At 63.4% G+C, this 25,227-nt stretch carries 21 protein-coding genes; 9 read left to right on the plus strand and 12 right to left on the minus strand.

Features of this window, described 5'->3' with window-relative positions; genetic code table 11:
* Positions 1 to 30: 30 nt before the first annotated feature.
* A complete protein-coding gene (locus Q8L25_RS19630) occupies positions 31 to 2,049 on the minus strand; it encodes an Ig-like domain-containing protein (protein ID WP_308920978.1) in 2,019 nt (672 codons plus the stop codon).
* Between the two features lie 179 nt (positions 2,050 to 2,228).
* Between Q8L25_RS19630 and Q8L25_RS19635 the strand changes: the two genes are divergently transcribed.
* From Q8L25_RS19635 to Q8L25_RS19645, 3 genes are all read left to right on the plus strand, one after another.
* Positions 2,229 to 3,479: an Hsp70 family protein gene (locus tag Q8L25_RS19635; protein WP_308920979.1), complete on the plus strand. Its 1,251-nt coding sequence runs from the start codon at positions 2,229 to 2,231 to the stop codon at positions 3,477 to 3,479.
* 119 nt (positions 3,480 to 3,598) lie between these two features.
* Positions 3,599 to 4,228, plus strand: coding sequence for a 3'-5' exonuclease (locus Q8L25_RS19640; protein WP_308920980.1), 630 nt, complete (start codon positions 3,599 to 3,601; stop codon positions 4,226 to 4,228).
* A gap of 192 nt (positions 4,229 to 4,420) precedes the next feature.
* Entirely contained in the window at positions 4,421 to 5,803 is a 1,383-nt protein-coding gene (locus Q8L25_RS19645) for a tetratricopeptide repeat protein (RefSeq protein WP_308920981.1), read from the plus strand.
* Here Q8L25_RS19645 and Q8L25_RS19650 read toward each other — a convergent pair.
* The gene (locus Q8L25_RS19650) at positions 5,800 to 7,587 is read right to left on the minus strand and encodes a GGDEF domain-containing protein (RefSeq protein ID WP_308920982.1); all 1,788 of its coding nucleotides are present in this window, start codon (positions 7,585 to 7,587) and stop codon (positions 5,800 to 5,802) included. The genes Q8L25_RS19645 and Q8L25_RS19650 overlap by 4 nt on opposite strands.
* A gap of 429 nt (positions 7,588 to 8,016) precedes the next feature.
* On the opposite strand from Q8L25_RS19650, the gene Q8L25_RS19655 reads away from it, so the two are divergent.
* A complete protein-coding gene (locus Q8L25_RS19655; protein WP_308920983.1) occupies positions 8,017 to 10,188 on the plus strand; it encodes a prolyl oligopeptidase family serine peptidase in 2,172 nt (723 codons plus the stop codon).
* A gap of 98 nt (positions 10,189 to 10,286) precedes the next feature.
* On the opposite strand, the gene Q8L25_RS19660 is transcribed toward Q8L25_RS19655, so the two are convergent.
* The 7 genes from Q8L25_RS19660 to Q8L25_RS19690 all read right to left on the minus strand — a co-directional run bounded on the left by Q8L25_RS19660 (position 10,287) and on the right by Q8L25_RS19690 (position 16,237).
* Positions 10,287 to 11,162 carry an STM4011 family radical SAM protein gene (locus tag Q8L25_RS19660; protein WP_308920984.1) on the minus strand — a complete coding sequence of 292 codons (876 nt, stop codon included), beginning with the start codon at positions 11,160 to 11,162 and terminating at the stop codon, positions 10,287 to 10,289.
* 17 nt (positions 11,163 to 11,179) lie between these two features.
* A complete protein-coding gene (locus tag Q8L25_RS19665; RefSeq protein WP_308920985.1) occupies positions 11,180 to 12,559 on the minus strand; it encodes an STM4012 family radical SAM protein in 1,380 nt (459 codons plus the stop codon).
* Positions 12,556 to 13,395, minus strand: a complete 840-nt coding sequence (locus Q8L25_RS19670) for an STM4013/SEN3800 family hydrolase (RefSeq protein WP_308920986.1) — start codon at positions 13,393 to 13,395, stop codon at positions 12,556 to 12,558. Before Q8L25_RS19670 ends, Q8L25_RS19665 begins: the two co-directional genes overlap by 4 nt.
* Entirely contained in the window at positions 13,388 to 14,473 is a 1,086-nt protein-coding gene (locus Q8L25_RS19675; RefSeq protein WP_308925764.1) for an STM4014 family protein, read from the minus strand. The genes Q8L25_RS19670 and Q8L25_RS19675 overlap by 8 nt, the downstream gene beginning before the upstream one ends.
* 21 nt (positions 14,474 to 14,494) lie before the next feature.
* Positions 14,495 to 15,421: an STM4015 family protein gene (locus tag Q8L25_RS19680; RefSeq protein WP_308920987.1), complete on the minus strand. Its 927-nt coding sequence runs from the start codon at positions 15,419 to 15,421 to the stop codon at positions 14,495 to 14,497.
* Positions 15,422 to 15,512: 91 nt separating this feature from the next.
* Positions 15,513 to 16,088: a helix-turn-helix domain-containing protein gene (locus Q8L25_RS19685; protein ID WP_102299134.1), complete on the minus strand. Its 576-nt coding sequence runs from the start codon at positions 16,086 to 16,088 to the stop codon at positions 15,513 to 15,515.
* Between the two features lie 20 nt (positions 16,089 to 16,108).
* Positions 16,109 to 16,237, minus strand: a complete 129-nt coding sequence (locus Q8L25_RS19690) for a hypothetical protein (protein WP_308920988.1) — start codon at positions 16,235 to 16,237, stop codon at positions 16,109 to 16,111.
* Between the two features lie 61 nt (positions 16,238 to 16,298).
* On the opposite strand from Q8L25_RS19690, the gene kbl reads away from it, so the two are divergent.
* From kbl to Q8L25_RS19705, 3 genes are all read left to right on the plus strand, one after another.
* Positions 16,299 to 17,525 carry a glycine C-acetyltransferase gene (kbl, locus tag Q8L25_RS19695; protein WP_308920989.1) on the plus strand — a complete coding sequence of 409 codons (1,227 nt, stop codon included), beginning with the start codon at positions 16,299 to 16,301 and terminating at the stop codon, positions 17,523 to 17,525.
* Positions 17,526 to 17,548: 23 nt separating this feature from the next.
* The gene (locus Q8L25_RS19700; protein ID WP_308920990.1) at positions 17,549 to 18,523 is read left to right on the plus strand and encodes an NAD-dependent epimerase/dehydratase family protein; all 975 of its coding nucleotides are present in this window, start codon (positions 17,549 to 17,551) and stop codon (positions 18,521 to 18,523) included.
* Between the two features lie 80 nt (positions 18,524 to 18,603).
* On the plus strand, positions 18,604 to 19,992 hold the full coding sequence (locus Q8L25_RS19705; RefSeq protein ID WP_308920991.1) for an L-serine ammonia-lyase: 1,389 nt from the start codon (positions 18,604 to 18,606) through the stop codon (positions 19,990 to 19,992).
* Between the two features lie 4 nt (positions 19,993 to 19,996).
* On the opposite strand, the gene Q8L25_RS19710 is transcribed toward Q8L25_RS19705, so the two are convergent.
* From Q8L25_RS19710 to Q8L25_RS19720, 3 genes are all read right to left on the minus strand, one after another.
* Positions 19,997 to 20,740 carry an AAA family ATPase gene (locus Q8L25_RS19710; RefSeq protein WP_308920992.1) on the minus strand — a complete coding sequence of 248 codons (744 nt, stop codon included), beginning with the start codon at positions 20,738 to 20,740 and terminating at the stop codon, positions 19,997 to 19,999.
* A 104-nt stretch (positions 20,741 to 20,844) separates the two neighbouring features.
* Entirely contained in the window at positions 20,845 to 21,807 is a 963-nt protein-coding gene (locus tag Q8L25_RS19715; RefSeq protein WP_308920993.1) for a hypothetical protein, read from the minus strand.
* 62 nt (positions 21,808 to 21,869) lie between these two features.
* Positions 21,870 to 22,301 carry a hypothetical protein gene (locus Q8L25_RS19720; RefSeq protein WP_308920994.1) on the minus strand — a complete coding sequence of 144 codons (432 nt, stop codon included), beginning with the start codon at positions 22,299 to 22,301 and terminating at the stop codon, positions 21,870 to 21,872.
* Between the two features lie 205 nt (positions 22,302 to 22,506).
* Between Q8L25_RS19720 and thrC the strand changes: the two genes are divergently transcribed.
* Complete coding sequence (gene thrC / locus Q8L25_RS19725; RefSeq protein ID WP_308920995.1) at positions 22,507 to 23,997, plus strand: threonine synthase; 1,491 nt, start codon at positions 22,507 to 22,509, stop codon at positions 23,995 to 23,997.
* On the plus strand, positions 23,997 to 25,220 hold the full coding sequence (glp, locus tag Q8L25_RS19730; protein ID WP_308920996.1) for a gephyrin-like molybdotransferase Glp: 1,224 nt from the start codon (positions 23,997 to 23,999) through the stop codon (positions 25,218 to 25,220). Before thrC ends, glp begins: the two co-directional genes overlap by 1 nt.
* Positions 25,221 to 25,227 lie beyond the last annotated feature (7 nt).

Raw genomic sequence — 25,227 nt, forward strand, 5'->3', positions numbered from 1 at the left:
TTTGCTGGCAAGAACCCTTGCCGGCGCCAGCTATTGCGCCGTATCGCAGGGCCCCGTGCCGTAGGGACTGGTCTGTCCCGGTGGCGGCACGCGGCGTGCGCTGAAATCCGTGGCCAGGGTGGGCAAGGTCAGCTCCGTGGTGGACGCCGCCTCCGTGCCGGCCACGCTGCCGCGCACGCTCAGGGCCAGTTGCACCCAGGAGCCGTAGTTGCGCGGATAGCTGATGGTGAGCGTGGCCAGGCCCAGCGCATCGGTCTGGCCGCTGGCCGTGACCGTCAAGGGGATGCCGGGGTCCAGCACGCCGTTGCCGTTGAGGTCGTAGGCCGCATCGAAGATGCCGTTGCGCAGCACGTCTTCATTGGCGCAGCTGTAGCGGGGCAGCGCCAGGCGCCAGGCGCCCGTGTCGGGGAACTCCTGCTTGTCCGCCTCCCACACATAATAGCCCTTGCCGTAACGGCTGGGCCAGCCGGCCGCCGTGATGGCCACGCCCGGCACGGCATTGCCGGCGCTGTCGGAAACAAACACGGCGATGTCCTTCTGCAGTACGCTGGCGGAATATTCGCGCACGTTGTTGCCGGTGCCAAACTTGATCGACAAGGCTTTCCTGGCCACCGTCAGGCGCACTTGCGCCGTCGCGGCGGCCTGGGTCGCGCCGGCGATGCTGGCCTGGATCAGCACGCCATCGCGCCCGCTGTCGGCCGGGCCGGCCACATACACGGTGCTTGCCAGGCCGTTTGATCCCGTCAAGATATGCCCCGCCTGGCGCAGGTAGCCGCCGCTGGGGTCGCTCAAAATGCTAAACACCACCGGCGCATGCTTGACCAGGTTATTCGCGGCGCCGTCGCGCACCACGGCGCTGAGGGTGGCGACATTGTCGCTGGCACCAGCCGCGTTCGCGCCCAGCACGGCGGGGTCGGCCTGCACGCCGAGCTTGCTGGCCGCGCTCAGCAAGGCGACGAATTCCAGCCGCGTTTGCGCAGTGGGTCCGCCGGCCACCGTCGCCGTGATGGTGGCCACGCCGGCATTGGCCGACTGCACATAGCTGCGCGGCAAGTTGCCATTGGTAAATGTCAGGCTGGACGGCAAGGCGACGCCGCAGGCGCTGTCGGCATATAAAGTGCCGCGCGAGGTCGACAGGCTGGCGCTGCCGGTCCGCGCCACGCCGTTGGACTCGTAGCGCACATCGATGGCCTCGCAGGCCATCGCCGGCACTTCCTGCAATATTTCCCCGCCGCCGGCATCCATGCCCACGGCGGGCGTCAGGCGCAGCTCGCCGCCGGCCACCGTGTAGGCGTGCGAGACGGTGGCGCCGAGGGCGCTGGCCGACACCGCGTTATTGCCCAAAGCGCCAGCGGCCAGGCGCAGCAGCAGCTGGCCTTGCGCATTGCTGAGCGCTGCCGCGCCATCCTTGACCGCCAGGCCGGCCGCGCCATTGCCCGCATAGCTGATGGTGGCGCCGCTGACGGGCTGGCGCGCCGAGTCGCGCACCGTCACCGTGAAGTCCGCTTGCTGGCCCAGGGTCAGCAGGCTGGGGCCGGCCAGCTCCACCGTGCTGCCCGTCACCGCCACCGTGCCGCTGCCGGCCTGGCTGCCGACCGTGGCCGTGACCTTGATGCTGCGATTGTTCTTGTCGCCGCCGGTGCCCAGCACGGCACGCGCCTGGCCGTTCTTGTCGGTGACGGCGTCGACACTGCCCAGGATGCCGGAGTCGGCGGCAAACGCGATCTTGGCGCCCGGCAGAGCCAGATTGGCGGCGTCCTTCACCAGCGCGGTAACGCTCACTTCGCTGCCGGCCACGCCGCTCGATGCCAGTTCGGCGCCGGAAAACACCAGCCGCACGGAACTGGCCAGGCTGGCCGGGTCGCTGGGGGTCACGGGCGTGGTAACTGGCGGTATCACCGGATCGGGCAGGGTGCCGCCGCAGCCCGCCGTGCTTTGCAAGGTGCAGCCGCTGGCGGGCTGGGTGTCGGCGGCGCCTCCGCCGCAAGCGCCCAGCAGTATCAAGATGGATAGTGGCAAGGCGCTTCGGATCAATCGGCTAGTGGTCACGGCGGTCTCCAGGAACGGTCTAGTTGCTCGAAGTCAATTTCCTAAGAGTAGCTTTTGCCCGTGCTTGCCTCTTGATGCAAAGCAAGCTTGCCCCGCAAGCGGGCAGCCACGCTTATTTTTCTGGTGAAAGAGACTGCTTTCTGGTAGCATGACGCCCCTTTATTCAGGGAAGGGTCGACATGGCCAATGCTTGCGGCGTCGATTTCGGTACGTCAAATTCCACGGTAGGCTGGGCGCGTCCCGGGCAGAGCACCATGCTCGGCCTGGAAGACGGCAAGACCACGCTGCCGTCGGTGGTGTTCTTCAATGCGGAAGACGAAGAAGTGAGCTTTGGCCGCGCCGCCCTGGCCGGCTACCTGGCCGGCTACGAAGGCCGCTTGATGCGCTCGCTGAAAAGCCTGCTAGGCACCAGCCTGATCGATGGCCAGACGGAAGTGGGCGGCCGCGCGATTCCGTTCCGCCTGCTGTTGTCGCAATTTATCGGCGAAGTCAAGAAACGCGCCGAGCAGTCGGCCGGCCGCGAATTTACCTCGGCCGTGTTTGGACGCCCCGTCTTCTTTATTGATGACAACGCCCAGGCCGACCAGCTGGCCCAGGACACCCTGGCCGAAGTGGCGCGCTCGGTCGGCTTCAAGGACGTGGCCTTCCAGTTCGAGCCGATCGCCGCCGCGTTCGATTACGAGTCGCAAATCGATCGTGAAGAGCTGGTGCTGATCGCCGACATCGGCGGCGGGACCTCGGACTTCTCGCTGGTGCGCCTGTCGCCCGAACGCGCCAAAAAGGCCGAGCGCCGTGACGATATCCTGGCCACCGGCGGCGTGCATATCGGCGGTACCGACTTCGATAAATACCTGAGCCTGTCGTCGGTAATGCCGCTGCTGGGCTATGGCAGCCGTTTGAACAACAATAGCGAAGTGCCATCCAGCTATTATTTCAACCTGGCCACATGGCATACCATCAACCTGGCCTACACCAAGAAGATCTGGGTGCAGCTGGCCGATGTGTGCCGCGATGCGCGCGAGCAAGATAAAGTAAAACGCCTGCAAAAGCTGATCGACGAGCGCGCCGGCCACTGGCTGGCGATGAAGGTCGAGGAAGGCAAGATCGCCCTGTCCGACGCGCAGGAAGTGCAGCTGGAGCTGGATCGCCTGTCGCCGGCGCAAAGCCTGCTGCTCAAGCGCGCCCAGTTCGACGAAGCCATCGGCCACCTGTGCGGCAGCGTGGAAGACACCGTGCTGCGTTTGCTGCGCGACGCGGGCGTGGCGCCGGAAGCGGTCGATACCGTGTTCTTCACGGGCGGCTCGAGCGGCGTGCGCCTGCTGCGCGAAAAAATCGCGGCCCTGGTGCCGTCGGCGCGCAAGGTGGAAGGCGATCTGTTCGGCAGTATTGGTGCCGGACTCGCGCTCGACGCGGTGCGCAAGTTCGGCTAATAAAATGCCCATGGCGGCGTTGCCGCGTCTTGCCGTACTATCGTACTGTCTGCGACGCGGCGCCTTGCCCTGAGCATTTTATTGATGTGCCCACTGCTGCACCTGAGAAAGCCCGCTACATGAATGTGTTTGAGCAACCGATCGTCATGATCGACTTTGAAACCACCGGTTTGTCGCCCGACATGGGCGACCGCATCACGGAAGTGGCGGCGCTGCGCATCGAGGGCGGGCGTATCACCGACCGCTTTGTGTCGCTGATCAACTGCAATGCACGCATTCCGTCGTTTATCACGGGCTTGACCGGGATTACCCAGGCGATGGTCGACAAGGCGCCGCCGGTGGCCGAGGTGGTGCCGCAGTTGCTGGACTTTATCGGCAGCGATGCCTTGTCGGCCCATAACGCCAGCTTCGATGAAAAATTCCTGCGCGCCGAAAGCGCCCGCCTGGACCTGGCACCAAAGCACCGCTCGCTGGTGTGTTCATTGAAACTGTCGCGCCGCGTGTTTCCAGGCCTGTCCAGCTACAAGCTGGGCCTGCTGTCCGGCCAGCTGGGCATCGCCTTCAAGAGCGCGGCCCACAGGGCCGAGTCCGATGCGGAAGTGGCCGCCCAGGTGCTGATCCATATCGGCCGCCATTTGCACAGCAATTACGGCATCGATGGCGTCGACGCCGAGCTGCTGGTGTCGCTGAACAAGCTGGCCGCCGCCAAGGTGCCGCAGTTTCTGCAGAAACATCCGCGCAAGCGTTAACTCAGCGCGCCGACCCTCGCAGCCCGCCTTCCAGGCGGGCTCGGCAATCGATATAATTTTATTATTGCCTTTGAGTTCGCTCAAGCCTGCCGGTTCCCCCGAATTTACAATTCACTGCATCAGCGATATTGCCGTTGCGGGCTGCCGTGCCTGGCCGCCTGGCGTGATGACAGGGCAATCGAGGGGGCGCACATGGACAAGCACCATACTGCCAGGGACAGCCACCAGGCCTATATCTGGTTCCGCACGGCGGCCGAGCAAGGCAATGCCTATGCGCAATTCAACCTGGGTTTGATGTATAAAAAAGGCGAGGGCGTCAGGCACGACGACGCGCGCGCCTTTATCTGGCTGCGCCTGGCCGCGCTGCAGGGGCTGGCGTTTGCGCAGAATCACCTGGGCGCCATGTATTACCACGGCCGCGGCGTGGCACAAAGCGACGAGGAGGCGGTGCAGTGGTTCCGCCGCGCGGCGGCGCAAGGCGACGCCTCGGCCCAGCAGAACCTGGGGCAGATGTACCGCAAGGGACGCGGCGTGCTGCAAAACGACGAGCTGGCGCTGGCCTGGTTCTACCGTGCGTCCGAGCAGGGCGTGGCCAGCGCCCAGTCGCTGCTGGGCGAGGCCTATGCGCGGGGGCTGGGCGCAAAACGCAACGATGCGCTGGCGCTGGCCTGGTTCCGCAAGGCCGCGCTGCAGGGCGACGCCCAGGCCCAGCTGAACCTGGGCCTGGTGTACAAGCGGGGCCAGGGCGTGATGCAAAGCGATACCCAGGCCGTGGCCTGGTTCCGCCAGGCGGCCGCGCAAGGCCTGGCCGTGGCGCAGCGCCAGCTGGGCGTGGCCTATGCCGAAGGCGTGGGCGTGGCGCTGGACCAGTTGCGCGCTTACGCCTGGCTGCTGCGGGCGGCCGAGCAGGACGATGCCGACGCCCAGTTCAACCTGGGCCTGATGCTGGCGCGCGGCCAGGGCGTTGACCAGGACGAGGCGCGCGCCGTGGCCTGGTACCGCCGTGCCGCCCGACAAGGCCACTGCTCGGCGCAATACAACCTGGGCGGCATGCTGGCCGGCGGGCGCGGCGTGGCGCGCAATGTGCGCGAGGCCGTCGAATGGTATCGCAAGGCGGCCGAGCAGGGCGCCGCCAACGCCCAGTTCAACCTGGGCGTGCTGTACGCCAACGGCGAGGGCGTGCCGCACGATCCGGCGCGCGCCGTGCGCTGGTACCGCAAGGCCGCCGACCAGGGCGACGCCAGCGCGCAAAACAACTTGGGCGTGATGTATGCGAACGGCCATGGCGTGCCGCAGGACGACGACATGGCCGTGCACTGGTATGCGCGCGCGGCCGAACAGGGCCATGCGCTGGCCCAGTACAACCTGGGCGGCATGTACAACAGCGGGCGCGGCGTGCCGAAAGACCCGGTGCGTTCCTATATGTGGGTGGCGTTGGCGGCCGAGAGCGGCGACGCCACGGCCGGCGGCGCCGTCGCCGGCTATGCCCGCAAGCTGTCTACCGACGACCTGGGCCGGGCCCGCGCGCTGACCCGGCAATGGAAGCGCACGCGCGCCCCGGCGCCCGACTGCTAGATAGCGTCCGGGCGCGGCGCCGCCGCTTGCCGCCGGTCCAGGAACAGGCTGTTGCCATGGATTTTCTTGGCTTGCCGCTTGGCTTCCGCCGCCTGCGTGGCGATCTGGTGGTGGGTGTAATACTGGTGCGCCGAGACCTTGATCACGCCCAGCGACAGGCTGATCAATGAATAAAACACTTTCTTTCCCTGCCGGTCTTCGCTGATATAGCCGCCGCGCTCGCAGTCGTCCACGCTGTAGAAGGCCAGGATGGCGGCCGCGAAGTCGTCCAGCATGGCCTGGCAGCGAGTCTCCCAGTCTTCGCTCTGGAACAGGATCATGAAATCGTCGCCGCCGATATGGCCGATGAAGTCGCGGTTGGCATCGCAATGGCTGCTGAGGATTTCTCCCGTCAGCTGGATCACGTCGTCGCCCTTGCGGTAGCCATACACGTCGTTGAAGGGCTTGAAATGATCGAGGTCGCAATAGCAGACCCAGAAGCGGCTGCCACTGTGCAGCAAACGGTCGATATGCTCGTTGATCGGCACATTGCCGGGCAATTGCGTGAGCGGATTGGCGTAGCGGGCCGCATTGATCTGCATCTGCGTGATTTCACGCATCAAATCGTGGCCCGTGCCCATGCCCATGTAGCGGCCGTGCTCGGTGATGATGAAACCGTTGTACAGGTGATGGGCATCCGACTGGGCCATGATATAGCTCAGTTCCTGCAAGCTCGTTTCATGGTCGGCGATCAGGGGCTTGGCGTCCATGAACACGCTGCACGATTTCTTGCCATACAGTTCGCGCTGATACGGGCGGGCAAAATGGTCGATCATGTCGAAGCGGCTGATCAGGCCCAGCGGTACGCCGTCGTCCACCACGGGGATGATCATGAGCTTGGGTTCCTTCATGAAAATCTCGTACACCTCGTTGTTGTTCCTGGCCGTCGAAATCGATGACACGCGGTGCAGCAGCTTGCGGATGCTGGCGCCATTCTTTTCCAAACTGCTGCGCTGCGGATACACGGCCACGCCGTTGCGCCCCAGCGCCTGCACCACTTCGGCCGGCAGCGCGCGCGCCGGCATGGCGTTGGGCCGGCCCAGATGGTAGCCCTGGCCGAACGCCACGCCCAGGTCGCGCAAGACCAGCAATTCCGTCTGTGCCTCAATGCCCTCGGCGATCACCAGGGTGCCGGACTTTTCCGCGATCTCCTGGATCGAGCGCACGAACTGCAGTTTCACGGGGTCGTTATTGATGCCCTGGATAAAATGCATGTCGATCTTGACATATTCCGGCCGCAGCTCCGACCACAGGCGCAGGCTGGAAAAACCTTCGCCCAGGTCGTCGATGGCGATCTGGAAGCCCATGTTACGGTAATGCAGCACGGCTTCGCGCATCAGCTCGTAATCATAAGTGGGCTGGTTTTCCGTCAGTTCGATGATCACCCGTTCCGGGTTGATGCCGATCTGCTCGATGTATTCCAGGGTTTCACCGTGGCGCGCATTGCGCAGCAACAGGCATTCCGGGCTGACATTGAGAAACAGCTTGCCTGGCAGATTCAATTCGGCGAAGCGTTCCAGCACCACCTGCCGGCACAGATGCTCGACCTCCAGCGTCAGGCCGCAGGCGCGCGCCACCTTGAACAGATTCATGGGCGCATGCAGGGGGCTGTCGGACGGCCCGCGTATCAGGCCCTCGTAGCCGATGATGTTGCCGCTGGCCATCTGGATAATCGGCTGGAACAGGGCGCTGAGCTTGCGCCCGGCCAGGATATCGTGCAATACATCGGCGGCTTCGACTGTCATGGGGAGCGGGGACGATGCCGGCGGTTTCAAATAGGCCACATTCGCAGGCAGCGCTGGGTCCGGGGCGGACATGGCGGAAGAGAGAGCGAATGTGTGCATGGCGAAAGGTGGTGCGTGATAGTGGCACGGCCACCGGACGGGCCATGATCATGTTGCCTATAGTAAATATGTTTTATGACCGCTTGATGAAATGCGAGCGCTTCTGACAATATTTCTTTACTGGCGATTAACAGTGCGTGATTTTCCGTAGCACGCAATAAACGGCTTTTTGAGCCGTAGTATCCTGAAATTCTCCAAATAAAAAATGGAGAAACGCTGGTATAACTGTGCATTAAAAACTGCGATACGCGCTATGATTTATGTTGGCGAAAGTCAACATGGGCAGCCGCAGGCTTGCTTCCTTAGACATCTACAATGAGACATCTCCCCATGCAATTACGTAGTGCAACCCTCGTATTCAGTTTGCTGGCCGCCTTCGGTGGTAATGCCTTGGCACAGACCTGTCCGGCTGGCGACAGCCCGGCCGTGACCTATCCGGTCACCAAGAAAGTCGACCAGCAGGACAGCTATTTCGGCACGACCATCGCCGACCCGTACCGCTGGCTGGAAGACGCCAACAGCGCCGAGACGCATGACTGGGTGGTGGAACAGAACAAGCTGACCCAATCCTACCTGGGCACGATTCCCGAACGCGAGGCGATCAAGCAGCGCCTGACCAAGCTGTGGAACTACGAGCGTTTCAGCACGCCAAGCAAGCAGGGCGGCCGCTACTTCTACACGCGCAACGATGGCTTGCAAAACCAGGCCGTGCTGTACACGGTGAAGAAACTGACGGACGAGCCGCGCCTGCTGCTGGACCCGAACACCCTGTCGGCTGACGGCACGGTGGCGCTGGCCGGCACCTCGATCAGCCCGAACGGCAAGTTCCTGGCCTATGCGACGGCCGCCTCCGGTTCCGACTGGAACGAGTGGAAAGTGCGCGATATCGATACCGGCAAGGATTTGACGGACGAAATCAAATGGGCCAAGTTCTCGGGCGCCTCGTGGACCAAGGACAATACGGGCTTCTTCTACAGCCGCTACGACGCGCCGAAGGAAGCCACCAAGCTGGCCGATATCAATTACTTCCAGAAACTGTACTTCCATAAACTGGGTACGCCGCAAAGCGCCGACGTGCTGGTGTTCGACCGTCCTGACCAGAAGGAATGGGCGTTCGGCGGCAGCAAGGTCAGCGATGACGGCAACTACCTGATCATCACCGCCACGCAAGGCACCGAGCGCAAGAACCGCATTTTCTACAAGGACTTGCGCCAGAAAAACGCCAAGGTCGTCGGCCTGCTGGAAGAATTCGACGCCTCGTACTCGTTTATCGACAATGTCGGCCCCGTGTTCTACTTCGCTACCGACAACAAGGCGCCGAAGTCACGCGTGATCGCCATCGATATCCGCAAGCCTGCCGTGGCTGACTGGAAAGAAATCGTGCCGCAAAGCGAGCAGACCCTGGTCTCGGCCAATATCCTGAACAACCAGCTGGTGCTCGACTACCTGAAGGATGCGCAGACGCAGATCACCATCACCGACCTGAACGGCAAGCTGGTGCGCGCAGTGGAACTGCCGGGCATCGGTTCGGCGGGCGGCTTCGGCGGCAAGCGCCAGGATACGGAAACGTTTTACTCCTACACCAGTTTCACCACGCCGGCCACCATCTACCGCTACGACATGAAGACGGGCAAGAGCACGGTGTATCGCCAGCCGAAGGTCGATTTCGACCCGAACGCGTTTGACGTGCGCCAGCAGTTCTTCACCAGCCGCGACGGCACCAAGGTGCCGATGTTTATCGTCTCGAAAAAAGGCATGAAGCTGGACGGCTCCAACCCGACCTATCTGTACGGCTATGGCGGCTTCAATATTTCGCTCACGCCGGCATTCTCGGTGGCGAATCTTGCCTGGGTCGAAATGGGCGGCGTCTACGTGATGGCCAACCTGCGCGGCGGCGGCGAGTACGGCGAAGCATGGCATCAGGCCGGCACCAAGCTGAACAAGCAAAACGTGTTCGACGACTTTATCGGCGCGGCCGAATGGCTGGTGGCCAACAAGGTCACCTCGCCGGCAAAACTGGCTATCGGCGGCGGCAGCAATGGCGGCCTGCTGGTCGGCGCGGCCATGACGCAGCGTCCGGACCTGTTTGCCGCGGCGATCCCGCAAGTGGGCGTGCTCGACATGCTGCGCTTCCACAAGTTCACCGTGGGCTGGGGCTGGGTGCCTGACTACGGTTCGTCGGACGATGCCGAACAGTTCAAGGCACTGGTGAAATATTCGCCATTGCACAACCTGAAAGCCGGCGGCTGCTACCCGGCCACCATGATCACGACCGCCGACCATGACGACCGCGTGGTGCCCGCCCACAGCTTCAAGTTCGCCGCAGCCGCCCAGGCAGCGCAAGGCGGCGCCGCACCGGTGCTGATCCGCATCGACAGCAAGGCCGGCCACGGCGCCGGCAAGCCGACCGCCAAGCAGATCGAGGAAGTGGCCGATCGCTGGGGCTTCTTGAGCAAGGCATTGAAGATGACGCCAGAGCCGGCGAAAGTGGCGGCGCAGTAAGAAGCGCAGGTCGGATTAGCGGGGCGCAGCCCCGCGTAATCCGACAACATTGTTGGCGTTGATTAGCGCCTCTGGTGGTGTTGGATTACGCGCAAGCGCTAATCCGACCTACGGTCACACGGCGACATGGTCACAATCCTGGCCAATACACCGTCCCCAAACACCGTCTGAAACGGCAAATCCTTGCGCTGCGCATAGCCGATATAGCAGTCGCACTTGAAACGCGGGCAGCTGCGTTCCTGCAGCATGTCGGCCAGATTATCCTGATACAGATTCCCCAGCCGCTCCGGCAAAAAATGGCAGCGCGCCAGCTCGCCGTCGCCGTCGACCGACAGCGCCGTCTCGCCGGCGTAGCATCCCTTGCCGCGTGACGGTACCGGGCGCCGGTTCTGCAAAAACCACGGATCGATGGCATCGAGCCATTCCAGGTCCTCGGCGCTGTAGTAGCCGGGACCGCGCCGGTCATAGGCATTCAGCCATAAATAGACGTGTTCTGGCAGCGCCGCGCGCAGCGCTTGAATGGCGTCGTAGTGTGCATGCAGCGCCACCACCCCGACCGAATAGCGCACGCCCATGGCGTCCAGCCGCGCGCAGCGTTCGACAAAGCGCGCGATTGTCGTCTGGCCCGGGTGATAGGTGCACCACAGGCCGATCTTGGCGCGGCTGGCAGCATGCATCTCGCTCAGCCACGCAAGCGGGCCGGCCAGGTTGGTCTGCAGCGCCACCTGCCGCACATGGGGCAGGGCCGCCAGCGCCTGCATGGCGCTGCGGTAATGGCGCCGCACCAGCGCTTCGCCCCACGGCGTAAACAGCACGCTGATGGCGCGCGTCTGCCGCGCCACCCAGCCGGTAAAGCGGGCCACTTCCCGCGCATCGCGCGCCAGCACGGCGCGGCTGTCCTGCTTCTTGGCGAAGGGGCAGTAGGCGCAGGCGTAGTTGCAGCTCGATAGCGTACCCCTGTATAAGAGGGACAAGCTTCCGGGTGGCGCTGTCAGCATGCCTGGCCGCTTTCGGCCATCAGCGCGCGCACGGTATTCGACGCCAGCCAGGGGCCGATGGTGTCGGCGTAGGAGTAGCCATTGTCATTCAGGCGCAGCAGCGGCCCATGCTGCGTCACCAGTTCCAGCGCAAACAGTTCGGCCAGCTGCGGCAGGTCCAGCAGGCAGTCGCTGCCGAAACGGGCCATGTAGGCGTCCAGGTCCAGGCCCGGCTCCGTCAGCAGCGACTGGATCACATAGCGGCGCCGTTGATCCTCGTCCCCCAGCCGATAGCCATGTTCGGCCTGTGCGAAGCGCGCTTCGTCCAGCGCCAGGTAGTTGTCGATAATGCCGATGGTTTCCGTGCGCGCCACCGCGTATTCGCTCGAATAGTGCAGCTGCGACGTGTACGAACGGGCGCCCGCACCCAGGCCCACCATGCCGTCGTTCTGGCAGCAGTAGGAGGGGCCGGCGTCTTCGGGCGCATGCGGAGCGCGGAACATGCGCATCGAAACCTGCACATAGCCCTGGGCGCGCAGGTGGTCGCGCGCGGCCGCGTACAGGGCCAGGCGGCTGTCGCCGTCGCGCGCCAGCATGATGGGGTCCAGGGTCCCGGCGCCCTTGCGGCGCGCGATCTTGCCCAGGCCAGTCTGCTCGCGCACATACAGCGGATACAGATAGATTTCTTCGGGCCGGAACGCCAGCGCGCTGTCGATCGACGCCAGCAGGCTGGCCACCGTCTGGCCCGCGATGCCGTAGATCAGGTCCAGGTTCAGGGTGGGAAACCCCGCTTCGCGGATCAGGGCGATGGCCTGGCGCACGGTGGAGTTTTGTTGGGGCCGCGCCAGCGCGCGCATTTCGCCGGCGGCAAAGCTCTGGATGCCCAGGCTGACCCGGTCGATGCCATGCGCGCGGCAGACGGCCAGCCGCTCGGCCGTAATGGTTTCGGGCGAGGCTTCGATGCCGGCCGGCGTGGCCTGCAAATCGATGCCGAGGATATCGCGCGCGCCGCACAGCAGGGTGTCGAGCTGCGACGCCGACAGATAGGTCGGTGTACCGCCACCGAGCGCGAAGCGGGCAAAGCGTCGCTCACCGAGGGCGCCGTCCATCGCGCGCATCTGCACCAGCACCTGCTGCACATAGCGCTCGACCATCTCGGCGCTGGGCCGCGCCATGGCGAACAGATTGCAGAAGCCGCAGCGCATTTCGCAGAACGGAATATGGATGTAGGCGAACAGGGCGGAACGGTCCTGCCGCGCCCAGATGGGCGCCAGCGGCGTGGCCCGGGCCAGTGTGCGGTAGGCCGCCTTGTGCGGGTAAGAATAAGAATACGCCTGGTAAGGCGTGTGGCGCATGCGCTGCGCCAGGGTACCCGGCTGTTCGGATGGATTCACGGTGCGGCTCCCTGGGAATGCTGGTGTGAAGGTTCAATGAAAAAATGCGCGTACGGCACGTTCCAGACGCTGTCGTGGGCCACGCGGTGGCCGCGGTAGCCGTCTTCGCCATAGGCACTGCCGTGGTCCGAGCAGACGATGGCAAAGGTCGGCGCACGTCCGGCGCAGGCGTCGAACAGCGGCGCCAGCGCCTGGTCGACATAGCGCAGCGCGGCCGCGTGGCTATCGAGATTATCAAGCCGGCAGCCGGGCAGGTAGGCGCGGTTCGGCGTATGCAGGGCCGCCACGTTGATGAATAAAAAAGTGCGCTGGTCGTTTTCCGCCAGCAGCCGGGTGGCCAAGGCCACCTGTTTTTCCGTGGAATGGCGCCCGGCCACGCCCATGCCGGCGCTCCAGTGACTTTCCTGGAACAGCGCCGGCAGCACACGGCCCAGCGCCGTTTGTTTGTTAAAAAAGCCCACGCCGCCGATGCAGATGGTGCGGTAGCCGCGCGCGGCCAGCGCCTCGGGGATGCTCGCTTCCTCGAAGGCGAAGGTGCGTGGCGACGTCGTCTCGCTGCCGGCAAAGGCGCTGGCGAACAGGCGCGGATGGCGGCTGGGCGCGCAGGGCGTCGGCAAAAAGCCGGCAAAGAAGGCCTGGTGTGCGGCGTAGGTAAAGGTGGCGGGCGAGTGGCGCTTGTCCCAGCCCGTGGCCGGCAGGAAGCGCCCAAGCACCGGCAGTTCGCCTGCCTCGAACAGGGCCTGCGCCACGTCGTAACGCAGGGTGTCGAGGGTAAGGAAGACCATATCGTGGCTGCCCACGACAAGGTTCATGTCGGGAATGGCCGGCTCAGTCATGATGGAAGTGCCGCAGCTGCGCCACATGGGTATCGTGCCCCTGCCACAAGAGGCCGGGCAGCAGGTCGCCAAACGCATTCGCCTCCAGCACGTGGGCCTGACCACGGCGCACCACCAGGTCGTAGCCGGCCACGCCGCTGGCGGGAAAGGCCAGCGCCGCCTGGCGGGTAGCCGCTTCCAGCGCCGCCATGTCAAGCTCGTTCAGCAGCGAGCAAGGATCGCCGCGCTGGTTGTCCAGGTGCAGATTGGTCATCATTTGCGTGCCCAGGCGCGCCACCCGGTGCGCGGGCTGGCCGGCAATCGCCACCACGCGCAGGTCATAATGGCTGTCGCCGCAGCGCGGCTTGGCTAGCCAGGCTTCCGCATACAATTCCTGCTTGGCCAGCGCGTCGACTAGGGCGGCGATATCGGCGGCGTTTTCATGGCGCGCGATGCGCTTGACATTGAACAGCCGCGTTGCGCCGTCCACCTGCACGATGCTGGCCGAGGTGGTGGCCTGCTGGCGGCCGCTCCGGTTGCGCCGGTAGGCCACCACGCCCGAGGCGGACGAGCCATAGCGCGGTTTCAGGTAGACCCGATCAAGATCGTGCTGGTGCAGCAGCGACTGCAGATGGTCGTAGCCGTCGATACGTCCAAGCAGCGCGGGGATCACTACGCCGTGCTCGGCCAGGTGGCGCTGGCAAGCCAGTTTGTCGGTCATCAGGGTAATCTCGCCCGGCGCGTTGAAAACATGCGCCCGGGGCAGGGCGGCCAGCTGGCGTGACAGGCGCGCCATGGCGTCCGAGAAACCGGCAAACCAGGCGTCCATCGCCAGCAGTTCGCCATGCTCGGGCGCACGCACGGGCGCGCGGTCCAGCAGGCGGCAGCCGTCGTGCAGCAGCTGCACATGCGTTGCCGCATCGTCGCCCGGCGGTTCGATCTTGAACCGGCAGGGCTGGCTCAGCGCGGTCTCAAGCAAGGCCGGCTGCGCCAGCCAGTCGCGCCATTCGAGCACCCGGGCAGGCGGCAGCGCCAGCTGCGCGCGCGCCGCCTGCAGCAGGCGCACGCGCTTGCTGCCACCGGTGGCCAGCAAGATCATCGCGGACAAGGCGTACCCTCTTTACTCGCCGACGGCCACGTAGCGATACACGTCGCCATCGTCTTCGTCGTCTTCCTGCGGATCGTCCAGCACCACCTCGAACGGCAGGGCCTTGAGTTTTTCCTGGTTCGCTTCCGAGATATAGTGGTGCGACAGGTCCAGGAGGGTCAAATTGCCAAGTTGCGTGCCGTGCAGCAGCGCTTCGGCGCCCACGTCGCCGAGCGTGCCCAGCGACAGGTCGAGCGTGGTGATGGTGGCCAGCAGCGGCTCGTTGGCCAGCCAGACGGCCAGTTCGTCGGCGATCTGCGCGTCGCGCAGGCCCAGATAGCGCAGGGTCGGCGTGGCCAGTTGCGCCAGCACTTTCCGGTATAGCGCCACGTCGCCCGAAAAGCCATAGTCGTCGGTGCCCAGCCACAGCTCCAGGTGTTCCAGTTTCGGCATGCTCGATTCCGCCAGGGCCTGGGCTATCTTCTGGTCCAGGCCACCGGATTCGATGGTGAGCTTGCGCAGGTTCTGGTGCGCGAACGGCTCCAGTATCAATTCATTGCCGCCGCGGATACGCAACTCTTCCAGCTGCGGGAAGGCGTCCAGCAGCGGCTTGTAGCTGCCTTGCACGATCCACGAGATTTCGCATTCCTCGTACGTCATGTCGCCGATAAACAGCGCGCGCAGTTTTGGCAGCTGCGGCGCATGGCCGGCCAGCGCGGCGATCACCTCGTCGGCGCCCGCTTCATACGGGTCGCCCCACATGCCGATGATCAGCGCCTCCAGCGCATTCTTGTCGGCTTTTTCCAGGAAGCCGGCGATCAGGTCCGGCATCTTGCGCTTGTCGTCATATTCCAGCGACAAACGATACACCACGTCCGGCGAGGGATCGAAAGCGATCTCGGGGTCGTACTGCACGACTTTTTTATGGTGGAAGGTGGTGGTGCTGTCGGAAATGGTCATTGCGGAGGCTCCATGAAAGGCAGTGGAAAGCTTGTCTATTCCAAAATCTTAGCATGGGCGCAAGGGCTTCTTGCACACCGCTGGACAGCAACTATCGGTGGATGACAACCAGCAGTGCCTTGCCTTCGGTCTTGCCGAGGTTGCGGATGGTATGCGGCTGGTCGGCAGGATAGCGCGCCGTGCCGCCATTCTTGACCTTTTTCTTTGCTGTGCCCACTTCCAGTTCCAGGTTGCCGTGGATGACGGTCAGGTGTTCGGTGGTGCCCGGGTCGTGCGGCTGCGAAGCCAGTTCGCCGCCCGGCGCCAGGGTCACCTCATACCATTCATATTTGCCTGCCAGTTCCATCGGTCCCAGGATGCGCAGCACATAGCCGGCATGGTCGCCGGGCAGGGTGGGGGTTTCGTGGGCGTCGGTGACGCGGATGGTTTCCACCGCTTTTTCCGCGCTGGACAGCAATTCGCCGATCTGCACGCCCAGCGCATTGGCCAGGCGCCAGGTAATGGCGATGGTCGGATTGGCCTTTTCGCGCTCGATCTGCGACAGCATGGACTTCGAGACGCCCGCGATGCGCGACAAATCCTCCAGTGTCAGGCCGCGCGCCAGGCGCAACCGTTGCAAAGTGGCGCCCACTTCGGGCGGAGAATTGGTCGAAACACTGGTTTTCATCGGCGGTTGGCTTGCAAAGTTCAATAGGCTTGGGTAATATCCACTATATTGAATTTCAGTTCGACATAGTGGATTTTGAGGCGAAACACGGAAAACGTGTAGACTTCAAACAGCGCTTCACGGTACAGCATATGGCGCGCAGCGGTCAAGCGGCCGGCCTTTCCCTATGGCGGCGGGTACGAAACATACAACACGGACACAAGGATCATCATGAGCGAGCAAGCGAAGAACACCTTTTTCAGCGGTCTGCAACAGAACCTCGATCAACTGCGCCAGCAGGGCCTGTACAAGCCCGAGCGCGTGATCGCCTCGCGCCAGGGCGCTGAAGTGGTGTGCGACGATGGCCGCACCCTGATCAATATGTGTGCCAACAATTACCTGGGCCTGTCGGGCGACCTGCAGACGCAGCAGGCGTCGATCGCCGCCACCGAAAAATACGGCTATGGCCTGTCGTCGGTGCGCTTTATCTGCGGCACGCAGACCGTGCACAAGGAACTGGAACAGGCCATCTCGTCTTTCTTGGGCACCGAAGACACGATACTGTACGCGGCCGCGTTCGACGCCAACGGCGGCGTGTTCGAGCCGCTGTTCGACGAGAACGACGCCATCATCTCCGACGCGCTGAACCACGCCTCCATCATCGACGGCATCCGCCTGTGCAAGGCCGGCCGCTACCGCTATGCCCACAACGACATGGCCGACCTGGAAGTGCAGCTGCAGGCCGCGATCGCCGCCGGCAAGCGCCACAAGGTGATCGTCACCGACGGCGTGTTTTCGATGGACGGCACGATTGCCCAGCTCGACAAGATCTGCGACCTGGCCGACAAATACGATGCGCTGGTGATGATCGACGAATGCCACGCTTCCGGCTTTATGGGCGCGACGGGGCGCGGGACGCACGAACACCACAATGTGATGGGCCGCATCGACATCATCACCGGCACCCTGGGCAAGGCCCTGGGCGGCGCCATGGGCGGCTTTACCTCGGCACGCAAGGAAGTGATCGACACCCTGCGCCAGAAGTCGCGTCCTTATCTGTTCTCGAACACGCTGGCGCCATCGATCGCCGGCGCCTCGCTGTCGGTGCTCGAGCGCCTGGCAAAGTCGACGGAACTGCGCGACCGCCTGCATAAAAACACGGCCTTCTTCCGCAGCGAGATCGAACGCATCGGCTTTACCATCAAGCCGGGCACCCACCCTGTGGTTCCGGTGATGCTGTTCGACGCGCCGGTGGCGCAAAAATTCGCCGCACGTCTGTATGAACTGGGCGTGCTGGTAACGGGCTTTTTCTATCCGGTGGTGCCGATGGGCCAGGCGCGCGTGCGCGTGCAGCTGTCGGCCGCACATACCCGCGAACAGCTGGTGACGGTGCTGGCCGCGTTCGAGCAGGCCGGCAAGGAACTGGGCCTGATCCAGGCCACCACGACCACCAATTAATAATAAAAATTTAGGAATACAGCATGGAACGCATTTTAGTCATCGGCGCAAACGGCCAGATCGGCAGTGAACTGGTCGGCGCCCTGGCGCAGCAGCACGGCGCGGACAACGTCATCGCCAGCGATATCGGCACCAAGAACGTGTACGACGCCAAGCGCTATGCGCAGCTGAACGTGCTTGACAAGGACGGCCTGGCACAGATCATCGCCGACGAAAACATCACCCAGGTGTACCAGCTGGCGGCCATGCTGTCGGCCACCGGCGAAGCGGCGCCGCTGAAGGCCTGGAGCCTGAACATGGATGGCCTGCTCAATATCCTGGAGCTGGCGCGCGAACGTGGCGAGGCGGGCAAACCGCTGCGCATCTTCTGGCCTTCGTCGATCGCCGCCTTCGGCCCGAATACGCCGCAGGTCAACACGCCGCAGATGACGGTGATGGACCCGACCTCGATGTACGGCATCAGCAAGCTGGCCGGCGAGCGCCTGTGCGAGTACTACCATGCGAAATACGGCGTCGACCTGCGCAGCATCCGCTACCCGGGCATCATCAGCTACAAGTCGCCTCCGGGCGGCGGCACCACCGACTACGCGATCGCGATTTTCCATGCGGCCCTGCGCGGCGAGCGCTATGACTGCTTCCTGAATGCGGCCACCACCTTGCCGATGATCTACATGCCCGACGCGATCCGCGCCACCATCGAACTGATGGACGCGCCGGCGGAATCGATCAAGATCCGCTCCTCGTACAACGTGGCCGGCGTGTCGTTCAATCCGGACCAGCTGGCGCAAGCCATCGCCGCCAAGGTGCCGGGTTTTGCCATCAGCTACACGCCGGACAGCCGCCAGGCGATCGCCGACAGCTGGCCGCAAAGCCTGGACGACAGCACGGCCCATGCGGACTGGGGCTGGACGGCCCGGATCGGCGTCGAGCAGATGGTGGCCGACATGCTGGCCAATGTGGACGTTGGCCAGTCCGAAAAAGCCGCGCAGGCCGCGTAGGTCGGATTAGCCGCGCCAGCGGCGTAATCCGACAAACACCCAATACATAGAACATAGATAAAACAATAAAGAGACATCGCATGGATATGAGCGTATTTGACCTGTTCAAGATCGGCATCGGGCCGTCGAGTTCCCACACGGTGGGGCCGATGGTGGCGGCGCGGCGTTTTCTGGTTGAATACGGTGCTCTGGATGACGTCATCGGCGTGGAAGCGGCCCTGTATGGCTCGCTGGCGCTGACCGGCGTCGGCCACGCCACCGACAAGGCCGTGATCCTTGGCCTGATGGGGGAAACGCCGCAGGACGTGGCGCCCGATGCGGTCGACGCCAAGCTGGCGGCCATCGAGTCGGCAGGCAGCATCCATTTGCTTGGCATTCATCCCGTGCCGTTTACGGCCGCGACCTGCCTGCTGTGGCACAAGAGCGAGTCCTTGCCCGAACATCCGAACGGCATGCGCTTTACCTTGAAGCTGGCCGATGGCACGCGCGTCGACAAGGTGTATTACTCGATCGGCGGCGGCTTTATTCGCGAGGCGGGCGAAGTGCCGGTGCCGGCGGCGCCTGGCGCGCAACCGGTGTTCCCCTTCGATACGATGGAGCAGTTGCTGGCGCATGGCGTGGCCAGCGGCCTGTCGATCCCCGAGATGCTGCGCGCGAACGAGGGAGTGCGGCGCAGCGAAACCGAATTGAACGAAGGCCTGGACCGCATCTGGCACGTGATGCGCGACTGTATCGCGCACGGCCTGGAGACCACCGGCAAGCTGCCGGGCGGCCTGGATGTGAAACGCCGCGCCGCCAAGCTGTGGCGCCAGGCGCAGGACGCGAAAGCGTCCGACAACCGCGCCAACGACCTGCCGCACGACGCCGTGCACCTGGTCAGCCTGTATGCGATGGCCGTCAACGAGGAAAACGCGGCCGGCGGACGCGTGGTGACGGCACCCACCAATGGCGCGGCCGGCATCATTCCCGCCGTGCTGCGCTACTACGCCGAGGATTGCCGCCCCAGCGATCCGGTCGGCGGCGTGCGCCGCTTCATGCTGACGGCCGCCGCCATCGGCATGCTGTGCAAGCGCAATGCCTCGATCTCGGGCGCCGAAGTGGGCTGCCAGGGCGAAGTGGGCGTGGCCTGCGCGATGGCGGCGGCCGGCCTGGTGGCGGCCCTGGGCGGCACGAACGAACAGATCGAGAACGCGGCCGAAATCGGCATCGAGCACCACCTGGGCATGACCTGTGACCCGATCGGCGGCCTGGTGCAGATCCCCTGCATCGAACGCAACGGCATGGGCGCCGTGAAAGCCATCACCGCCGCCTCGCTGGCCCTGAACGGCGACGGCACCCATTTCGTCAGCCTCGACGAAGTGATCGAAACCATGCGCCAGACCGGCGCGGACATGCAGGACAAATACAAGGAAACGTCGCTGGGCGGCTTGGCCGTGCACGTCATCACCGTCAATCACGCGGCTTGCTGATCCTTCATTCGTCCTCGAACAATTGCTCCAGCCGTCGCGGATAGTTGTTCAGGAAATCGCGCGTCACCGCATAGTGCTCGGTGTCCTCATACGCCACCTCGTGGATGCCGCCGCCCGTAAACATGTAGATCCTGGCATGCGGGTAGGCCAGCAGGATAGGCGAGTGGGTGGCGATGATCAGCTGCGAGTCGTCTTCCACCAGCTGGTGGATCACCGACAGCGCCGCCAACTGGCGGCTCGGTGACAGGGCCGCTTCCGGTTCGTCCAGCAAATACAAACCTTTTCCCCGCAGCTTGTTGAGCATGGTGGCCATGAAGGCTTCGCCGTGCGACTGGGCGTGCAGCGACTTGCCACCGTAGCTGGTCAAATATTCGGCAGGCATCTCGTCCATGTAGCTGGCGACGTTGAAGAAGCTCTCGGCGCGCAGGAAGTAACTGTCGTCCGGCTTCTTGTAGCTCTTGCTCAGGCGCAGGTGTTCGTGCAGGCCCGAGACCTGGTCCGATACGGCCGTGATGCGCACGCTGCGCGTGCCGCCATCCTTGCCGAAGCCCAGCGCCACGGCCAGCGCTTCGAGCATGGTCGACTTGCCGCTGCCGTTCTCGCCGACGAAAAACGTCACGTCGCGATGGAAATCCATCTGCACGAAATCGCGGATGGCCGGAATGGTGAACGGGTAGCGTTCCAGGTCGACCACGGCATCGGGCCGCAGCGCGGCGCTTTGCAGATAGGGCTTTTTGCTGATCGGCATGGTGTTTTCCACAGATGGCCTCCGCGAGGCGGACAAGTTGCAGTTTGGCCCAATTGGACAGAGTGCGCCAGCGATTGTGGGCGATTTCTTGACTTTCCCTGTTTTCAGGCAGGCAAAGAAATACGCGCGCAAGAGCCGCTACCTGTCTCTTCGGTTGGCAGGGTTTCCCAAGAAACCGAATCGAAACAGCGCAAATCATAGCCCAGCATGAATAAGCATGCCTCAAAGGCATGGCAGCGCGTGGCCATGTCAGTATCATGGGTGCTGAACCAGTCACCTCGCTCGAGCGTGGCGCGTAATATCCATCCGAGTTTTACCTGCCATTGTGCCCAGTCCTGCACACTGACTGCCGACGTATAAAATTGCGGCGCCTTGGCAAGTTCACTATGGATATGTACTGGGTTGCGCAACTGTTTGCCTCGTGCTGGCCCGGAAGGAAACGCGAGTTGCTGATGTTTCGGTACAGGTAGCGCCTTTTGGCGCTGATACAAGGCATACAGCATGGCGATGGCGGCGCCGACACGCGTGTCGTAAATGGGTGATCCGCTGTCGTCAATCAGGGCATGGATCTTGGTAATGCCTGCGTCGAAATGCTCAATTCTGGTTTCGTTGAGTGCATCGAGCGATGTGTCGGAGGTGAGCGACATCCACGGGGTCAGTCGGGTGAAATAGGCGACCAGACGGCCTTGCGCGTGCAAGTCCTTGAGAAAGGGAATAGCGCCCTTTACTCCGCCCCAACGCAAGACCGCGAGGCAAGCGGCCAGCATCTGGTCTTCATTCCTTTGTGCCATAGCCGATTTGAGCCAAGCTCGCAGCTTGCTGAGCGATGTACGGGTTTCAGCCCACGTGGCCGATTTTACCGTTACTCCTCGCGCATCTTTCCATCTGGTGCTCCACACATAGTGGCGCAATACCGCTTCGAGACCGGTGACTTTCACTGCCAGGCCGCCTGGCACATACCTGCTGTGCGCCATCCTCAATTGAAAAGACCGCGTGGGCAAGCTCTCTGCCAGCCAGTCGATAAAGCCCTTGATATCATCCTGCTTGAGAAAATCGTCGCGATTCATCTGTTCTACATTCCATCGTCGTTTTTGGTGGGGTGCGCCGCATCATCGGCAATGGCGCGGTTTCAGAAATCTTCGGCCCGGCGATCCCAGTAGCCTGGTTCGTCATGGGCGGCATTTTTCATGGCGTGGTCCAGCGGTTGCACGCAGAACCGCACACCGGCGTGGCGCATGCTGCCATCGGGTAATTCAAGATAGTCGCGCAACTGGCAGTACGCCGGCAGTGCCTCGTCATAGGCAATGTCAAAACAGACTTGGCCGCGCCAGGAACTCATGGCGAGCGGCGAGCTGGCATTCGGTCCGCACGGCAGCCAGTCGATGCCATTGGCAGCGAGCCACGCCAGGATGGTGTCGCGTTGCGGGTCGGCCTCATGGTGATACAAACGATATCGTTCATGGTCTTGCGGATGGAACTCCAGGTACAGCACGTCGCATTGGCGCTGACGCGCGATGGCGTCGATATGGTGGATCAGGGTGGGCATGATGTTGGTGCGCAATCAGTTCGGCTGAGGTAATAGACAGAGCGCATCATACAGTTACTATACGACAAGATGTGTCGTTTGATAATAGTTCTTGCTTGAATGGCTGAGCACTTGACTTGGCGGACGTCGCGCGATTCCCCATGGACTGCCGCTCGCACTATAATATCGGCTCGTTTGCCATTCATTTTCAACGCTCTCAGCCCAACTGGACTCTACTCTCATGCACTATGTGTCTACCCGCGCTGACCAAGCGCCATCGCAATCGCAACAGCCGCAACAATTTTCCGACATCCTGCTGGGCGGCCTGGCCCCCGATGGCGGACTGTATCTCCCTGAACACTACCCGCAAGTCAGCGGTGCCGAGCTCGATGCCTGGCGCACATTGTCGTATGCCGACCTGGCATTCGAAATCCTGAAAAAGTTCGCCACCGATATCCCGGCGGCCGACTTGAAGGCGCTGACCGCGAAAACCTATACCAAGGCGGTTTACCGCAATGCCCGCGCCGGCGAAAACGCCGCCGACATCACGCCGCTGCGCGTGCTCGAAGAAAACCTCGTCAAGGGCGGCTCGACCACCCTGATCCTGCAGGCGCTGTCCAACGGCCCGACTCTCGCCTTTAAAGACATGGCGATGCAGTTGCTCGGCAATCTGTTCGAATACACCCTGGCCAAGACGGGCGCCGAACTCAATATCTTTGGCGCGACGTCGGGCGACACCGGCAGCGCGGCCGAATATGCGATGCGCGGCAAGAAGGGCATCCGTGTCTTCATGCTGTCGCCGCACAAGAAGATGAGCGCGTTCCAGACGGCGCAGATGTTCAGCCTGCAGGACCCGAATATCCATAATATCGCCGTCGAAGGCGTGTTCGACGACTGCCAGGACATGGTCAAGGCGGTCTCGAACGACCTGCCATACAAGGCCAGGCAGAAGATCGGCACCGTCAATTCGATCAACTGGGCGCGCGTGGTGGCGCAGGTGGTGTACTACTTCCGCGGCTACCTGGCGGCGACCACCAGCAACGACCAGAAAGTGTCGTTTACGGTGCCGTCGGGTAACTTCGGCAATATCTGCGCCGGCCATATCGCGCGCATGATGGGCTTGCCGATCGCGAAGCTGGTGGCTGCCACCAACGAAAACGACGTGCTCGATGAATTCTTCCGCACCGGCGTCTACCGCGTGCGCAAGTCGTCCGAAACCTATCACACCAGCAGCCCGTCGATGGATATCTCGAAGGCCTCGAACTTCGAGCGCTTCGTCTACGACCTGGTCGGCCGCGACAGCGCGCGCGTGAAAACCCTGTTCGCCAAGGTCGATACGCATGGCGGTTTTGACCTGTCCGGCAAGCCGGGCAGCGACGGCGACGAATTCAAGCTGGTGGCCAAGTATGGCTTCAAGTCGGGCAAGTCGACCCACAAGGACCGCCTGGACACCATCCGCGACGTGGCCGACGACTACGGCATCACCATCGACACCCACACGGCCGACGGCATCAAGGTGGCGCGCGAGCACCTGGAGCCGAACGTGCCGATGATCGTGCTGGAAACGGCATTGGCGGCCAAGTTCAACGAAACCATCCTCGACGCCCTGGGAGTGGATGCGGAACGACCAAAAGGCTTCGAGAACATCGAAGACCTGCCGCAAAAATTCGTCGTGATGGACACCGACGTGGCGAAAATGCAGGCGTATATCGCCAGGCATACGGGTCTGTGATGGCGGACGTGACCGAACGCAAACCGATGCTGTCGGTGGCCGAGGCGCAAGCCTTTATGGCCGCCGCCTGCAGACCAATCACCGAAATCGAGCAGGTCGACACCATGCATGCCAACGGCCGCGTGCTGGCCGTGGCGCAGACGTCGACCCTGAACGTGCCCGAGCGCGACAATACGCAGATGGACGGCTATGCCGTGCGGGCGCTTGACTGCGCCAGTGGCGCGGCCAGCTTGCCGGTGTCGCAGCGCATCGCGGCCGGCCACGTGGGCCAGCCCTTGCAGGCAGGTACTGCAGCGCGCATCTTTACCGGCGCGCTGATCCCCGATGGCGCCGACTGCGTGGTGATGCAGGAGCAGTGCGTGCTGAACGACGGCGTGGTCACCATCAACCATCTGCCGCAGGCGGGCGAATGGGTGCGCCGCCAGGGCGAGGATATCCGCGCCGGCAGCGTGATCCTGGAAGCGGGCCGGCGCTTGCGCAGCCAGGAAATGGGCCTGGCCGCGTCGGTCGGCCTGGCGCGGTTGCCGGTGCTGCGCAAGTTGCGCGTGGCGCTGTTTTCCACCGGCGACGAGCTGGCCATGCCGGGCCAGCCCTTGCCGCCAGGTGCCGTTTATAACTCGAACCGTTTTACCTTGCGCGGGCTGCTGGAAAACCTGGGCTGCGAGATCCACGACCTGGGCATCGTGCCCGATACGCTGGCGGCCACGCGCGCCGTGCTGCGCCAGGCGGCGCAGGGCAGCGATCTGATCATCACCTCGGGTGGCGTGTCGGTCGGCGAGGAAGACCATATCAAGCCGGCGGTGGAAGCGGAAGGGCGGCTGAACATGTGGCAGATCGCCGTCAAGCCGGGCAAGCCGCTGGCGTTCGGCGAAGTCGAGCAGGCCTTTTTCGTCGGCCTGCCCGGCAATCCGGTGTCGAGTTTTGTCACCTTTCTGCTGTTCGTGCGGCCGTTTATCCTGCGCCTGCAGGGCGTCACCGGCAGCGTGGCGCCGCGCAGCTACCGGCTGGCGGCCGCGTTTGAACGCGTCAAAGCCGACCGGCGCAACGAGTTCCTGCGCGCGAAAATCAACGACGATGGCGAGCTGGAACTGTTTGCCAACCAGAGTTCGGGCGTGCTGACGTCCACCGTGTGGGGCGACGGCCTGATCGACTGTCCACCGGGGCTGTCGATCGCGCGCGGCGACCTGCTGCGGTTTATCCCGTTTAATGAATTGCTGTATTAAGGAAGTC

Source organism: Janthinobacterium sp. J1-1 (genome assembly GCF_030944405.1).
In the GTDB taxonomy this organism is placed as follows: Bacteria; Pseudomonadota; Gammaproteobacteria; order Burkholderiales; family Burkholderiaceae_D; genus Janthinobacterium.

Excerpts from the sequence above, each read along its gene's own strand:
- Q8L25_RS19635 (WP_308920979.1), top strand. The coding sequence starts at position 2,229 with ATGGCCAATGCTTGCGGCGTCGATTTCGGTACGTCAAATTCCACGGTA.
- Q8L25_RS19640 (WP_308920980.1), top strand. The coding sequence starts at position 3,599 with ATGAATGTGTTTGAGCAACCGATCGTCATGATCGACTTTGAAACCACC.
- Q8L25_RS19645 (WP_308920981.1), top strand. The coding sequence starts at position 4,421 with ATGGACAAGCACCATACTGCCAGGGACAGCCACCAGGCCTATATCTGG.
- Q8L25_RS19650 (WP_308920982.1), bottom strand. The coding sequence starts at position 7,587 with ATGACAGTCGAAGCCGCCGATGTATTGCACGATATCCTGGCCGGGCGC.
- Q8L25_RS19655 (WP_308920983.1), top strand. The coding sequence starts at position 8,017 with ATGCAATTACGTAGTGCAACCCTCGTATTCAGTTTGCTGGCCGCCTTC.
- Q8L25_RS19670 (WP_308920986.1), bottom strand. The coding sequence starts at position 13,395 with ATGACTGAGCCGGCCATTCCCGACATGAACCTTGTCGTGGGCAGCCAC.
- Q8L25_RS19675 (WP_308925764.1), bottom strand. The coding sequence starts at position 14,473 with ATGATCTTGCTGGCCACCGGTGGCAGCAAGCGCGTGCGCCTGCTGCAG.
- Q8L25_RS19680 (WP_308920987.1), bottom strand. The coding sequence starts at position 15,421 with ATGACCATTTCCGACAGCACCACCACCTTCCACCATAAAAAAGTCGTG.
- Q8L25_RS19685 (WP_102299134.1), bottom strand. The coding sequence starts at position 16,088 with ATGAAAACCAGTGTTTCGACCAATTCTCCGCCCGAAGTGGGCGCCACT.
- kbl (WP_308920989.1), top strand. The coding sequence starts at position 16,299 with ATGAGCGAGCAAGCGAAGAACACCTTTTTCAGCGGTCTGCAACAGAAC.
- Q8L25_RS19700 (WP_308920990.1), top strand. The coding sequence starts at position 17,549 with ATGGAACGCATTTTAGTCATCGGCGCAAACGGCCAGATCGGCAGTGAA.
- Q8L25_RS19705 (WP_308920991.1), top strand. The coding sequence starts at position 18,604 with ATGGATATGAGCGTATTTGACCTGTTCAAGATCGGCATCGGGCCGTCG.
- Q8L25_RS19710 (WP_308920992.1), bottom strand. The coding sequence starts at position 20,740 with ATGCCGATCAGCAAAAAGCCCTATCTGCAAAGCGCCGCGCTGCGGCCC.
- Q8L25_RS19715 (WP_308920993.1), bottom strand. The coding sequence starts at position 21,807 with ATGAATCGCGACGATTTTCTCAAGCAGGATGATATCAAGGGCTTTATC.
- thrC (WP_308920995.1), top strand. The coding sequence starts at position 22,507 with ATGCACTATGTGTCTACCCGCGCTGACCAAGCGCCATCGCAATCGCAA.
- glp (WP_308920996.1), top strand. The coding sequence starts at position 23,997 with ATGGCGGACGTGACCGAACGCAAACCGATGCTGTCGGTGGCCGAGGCG.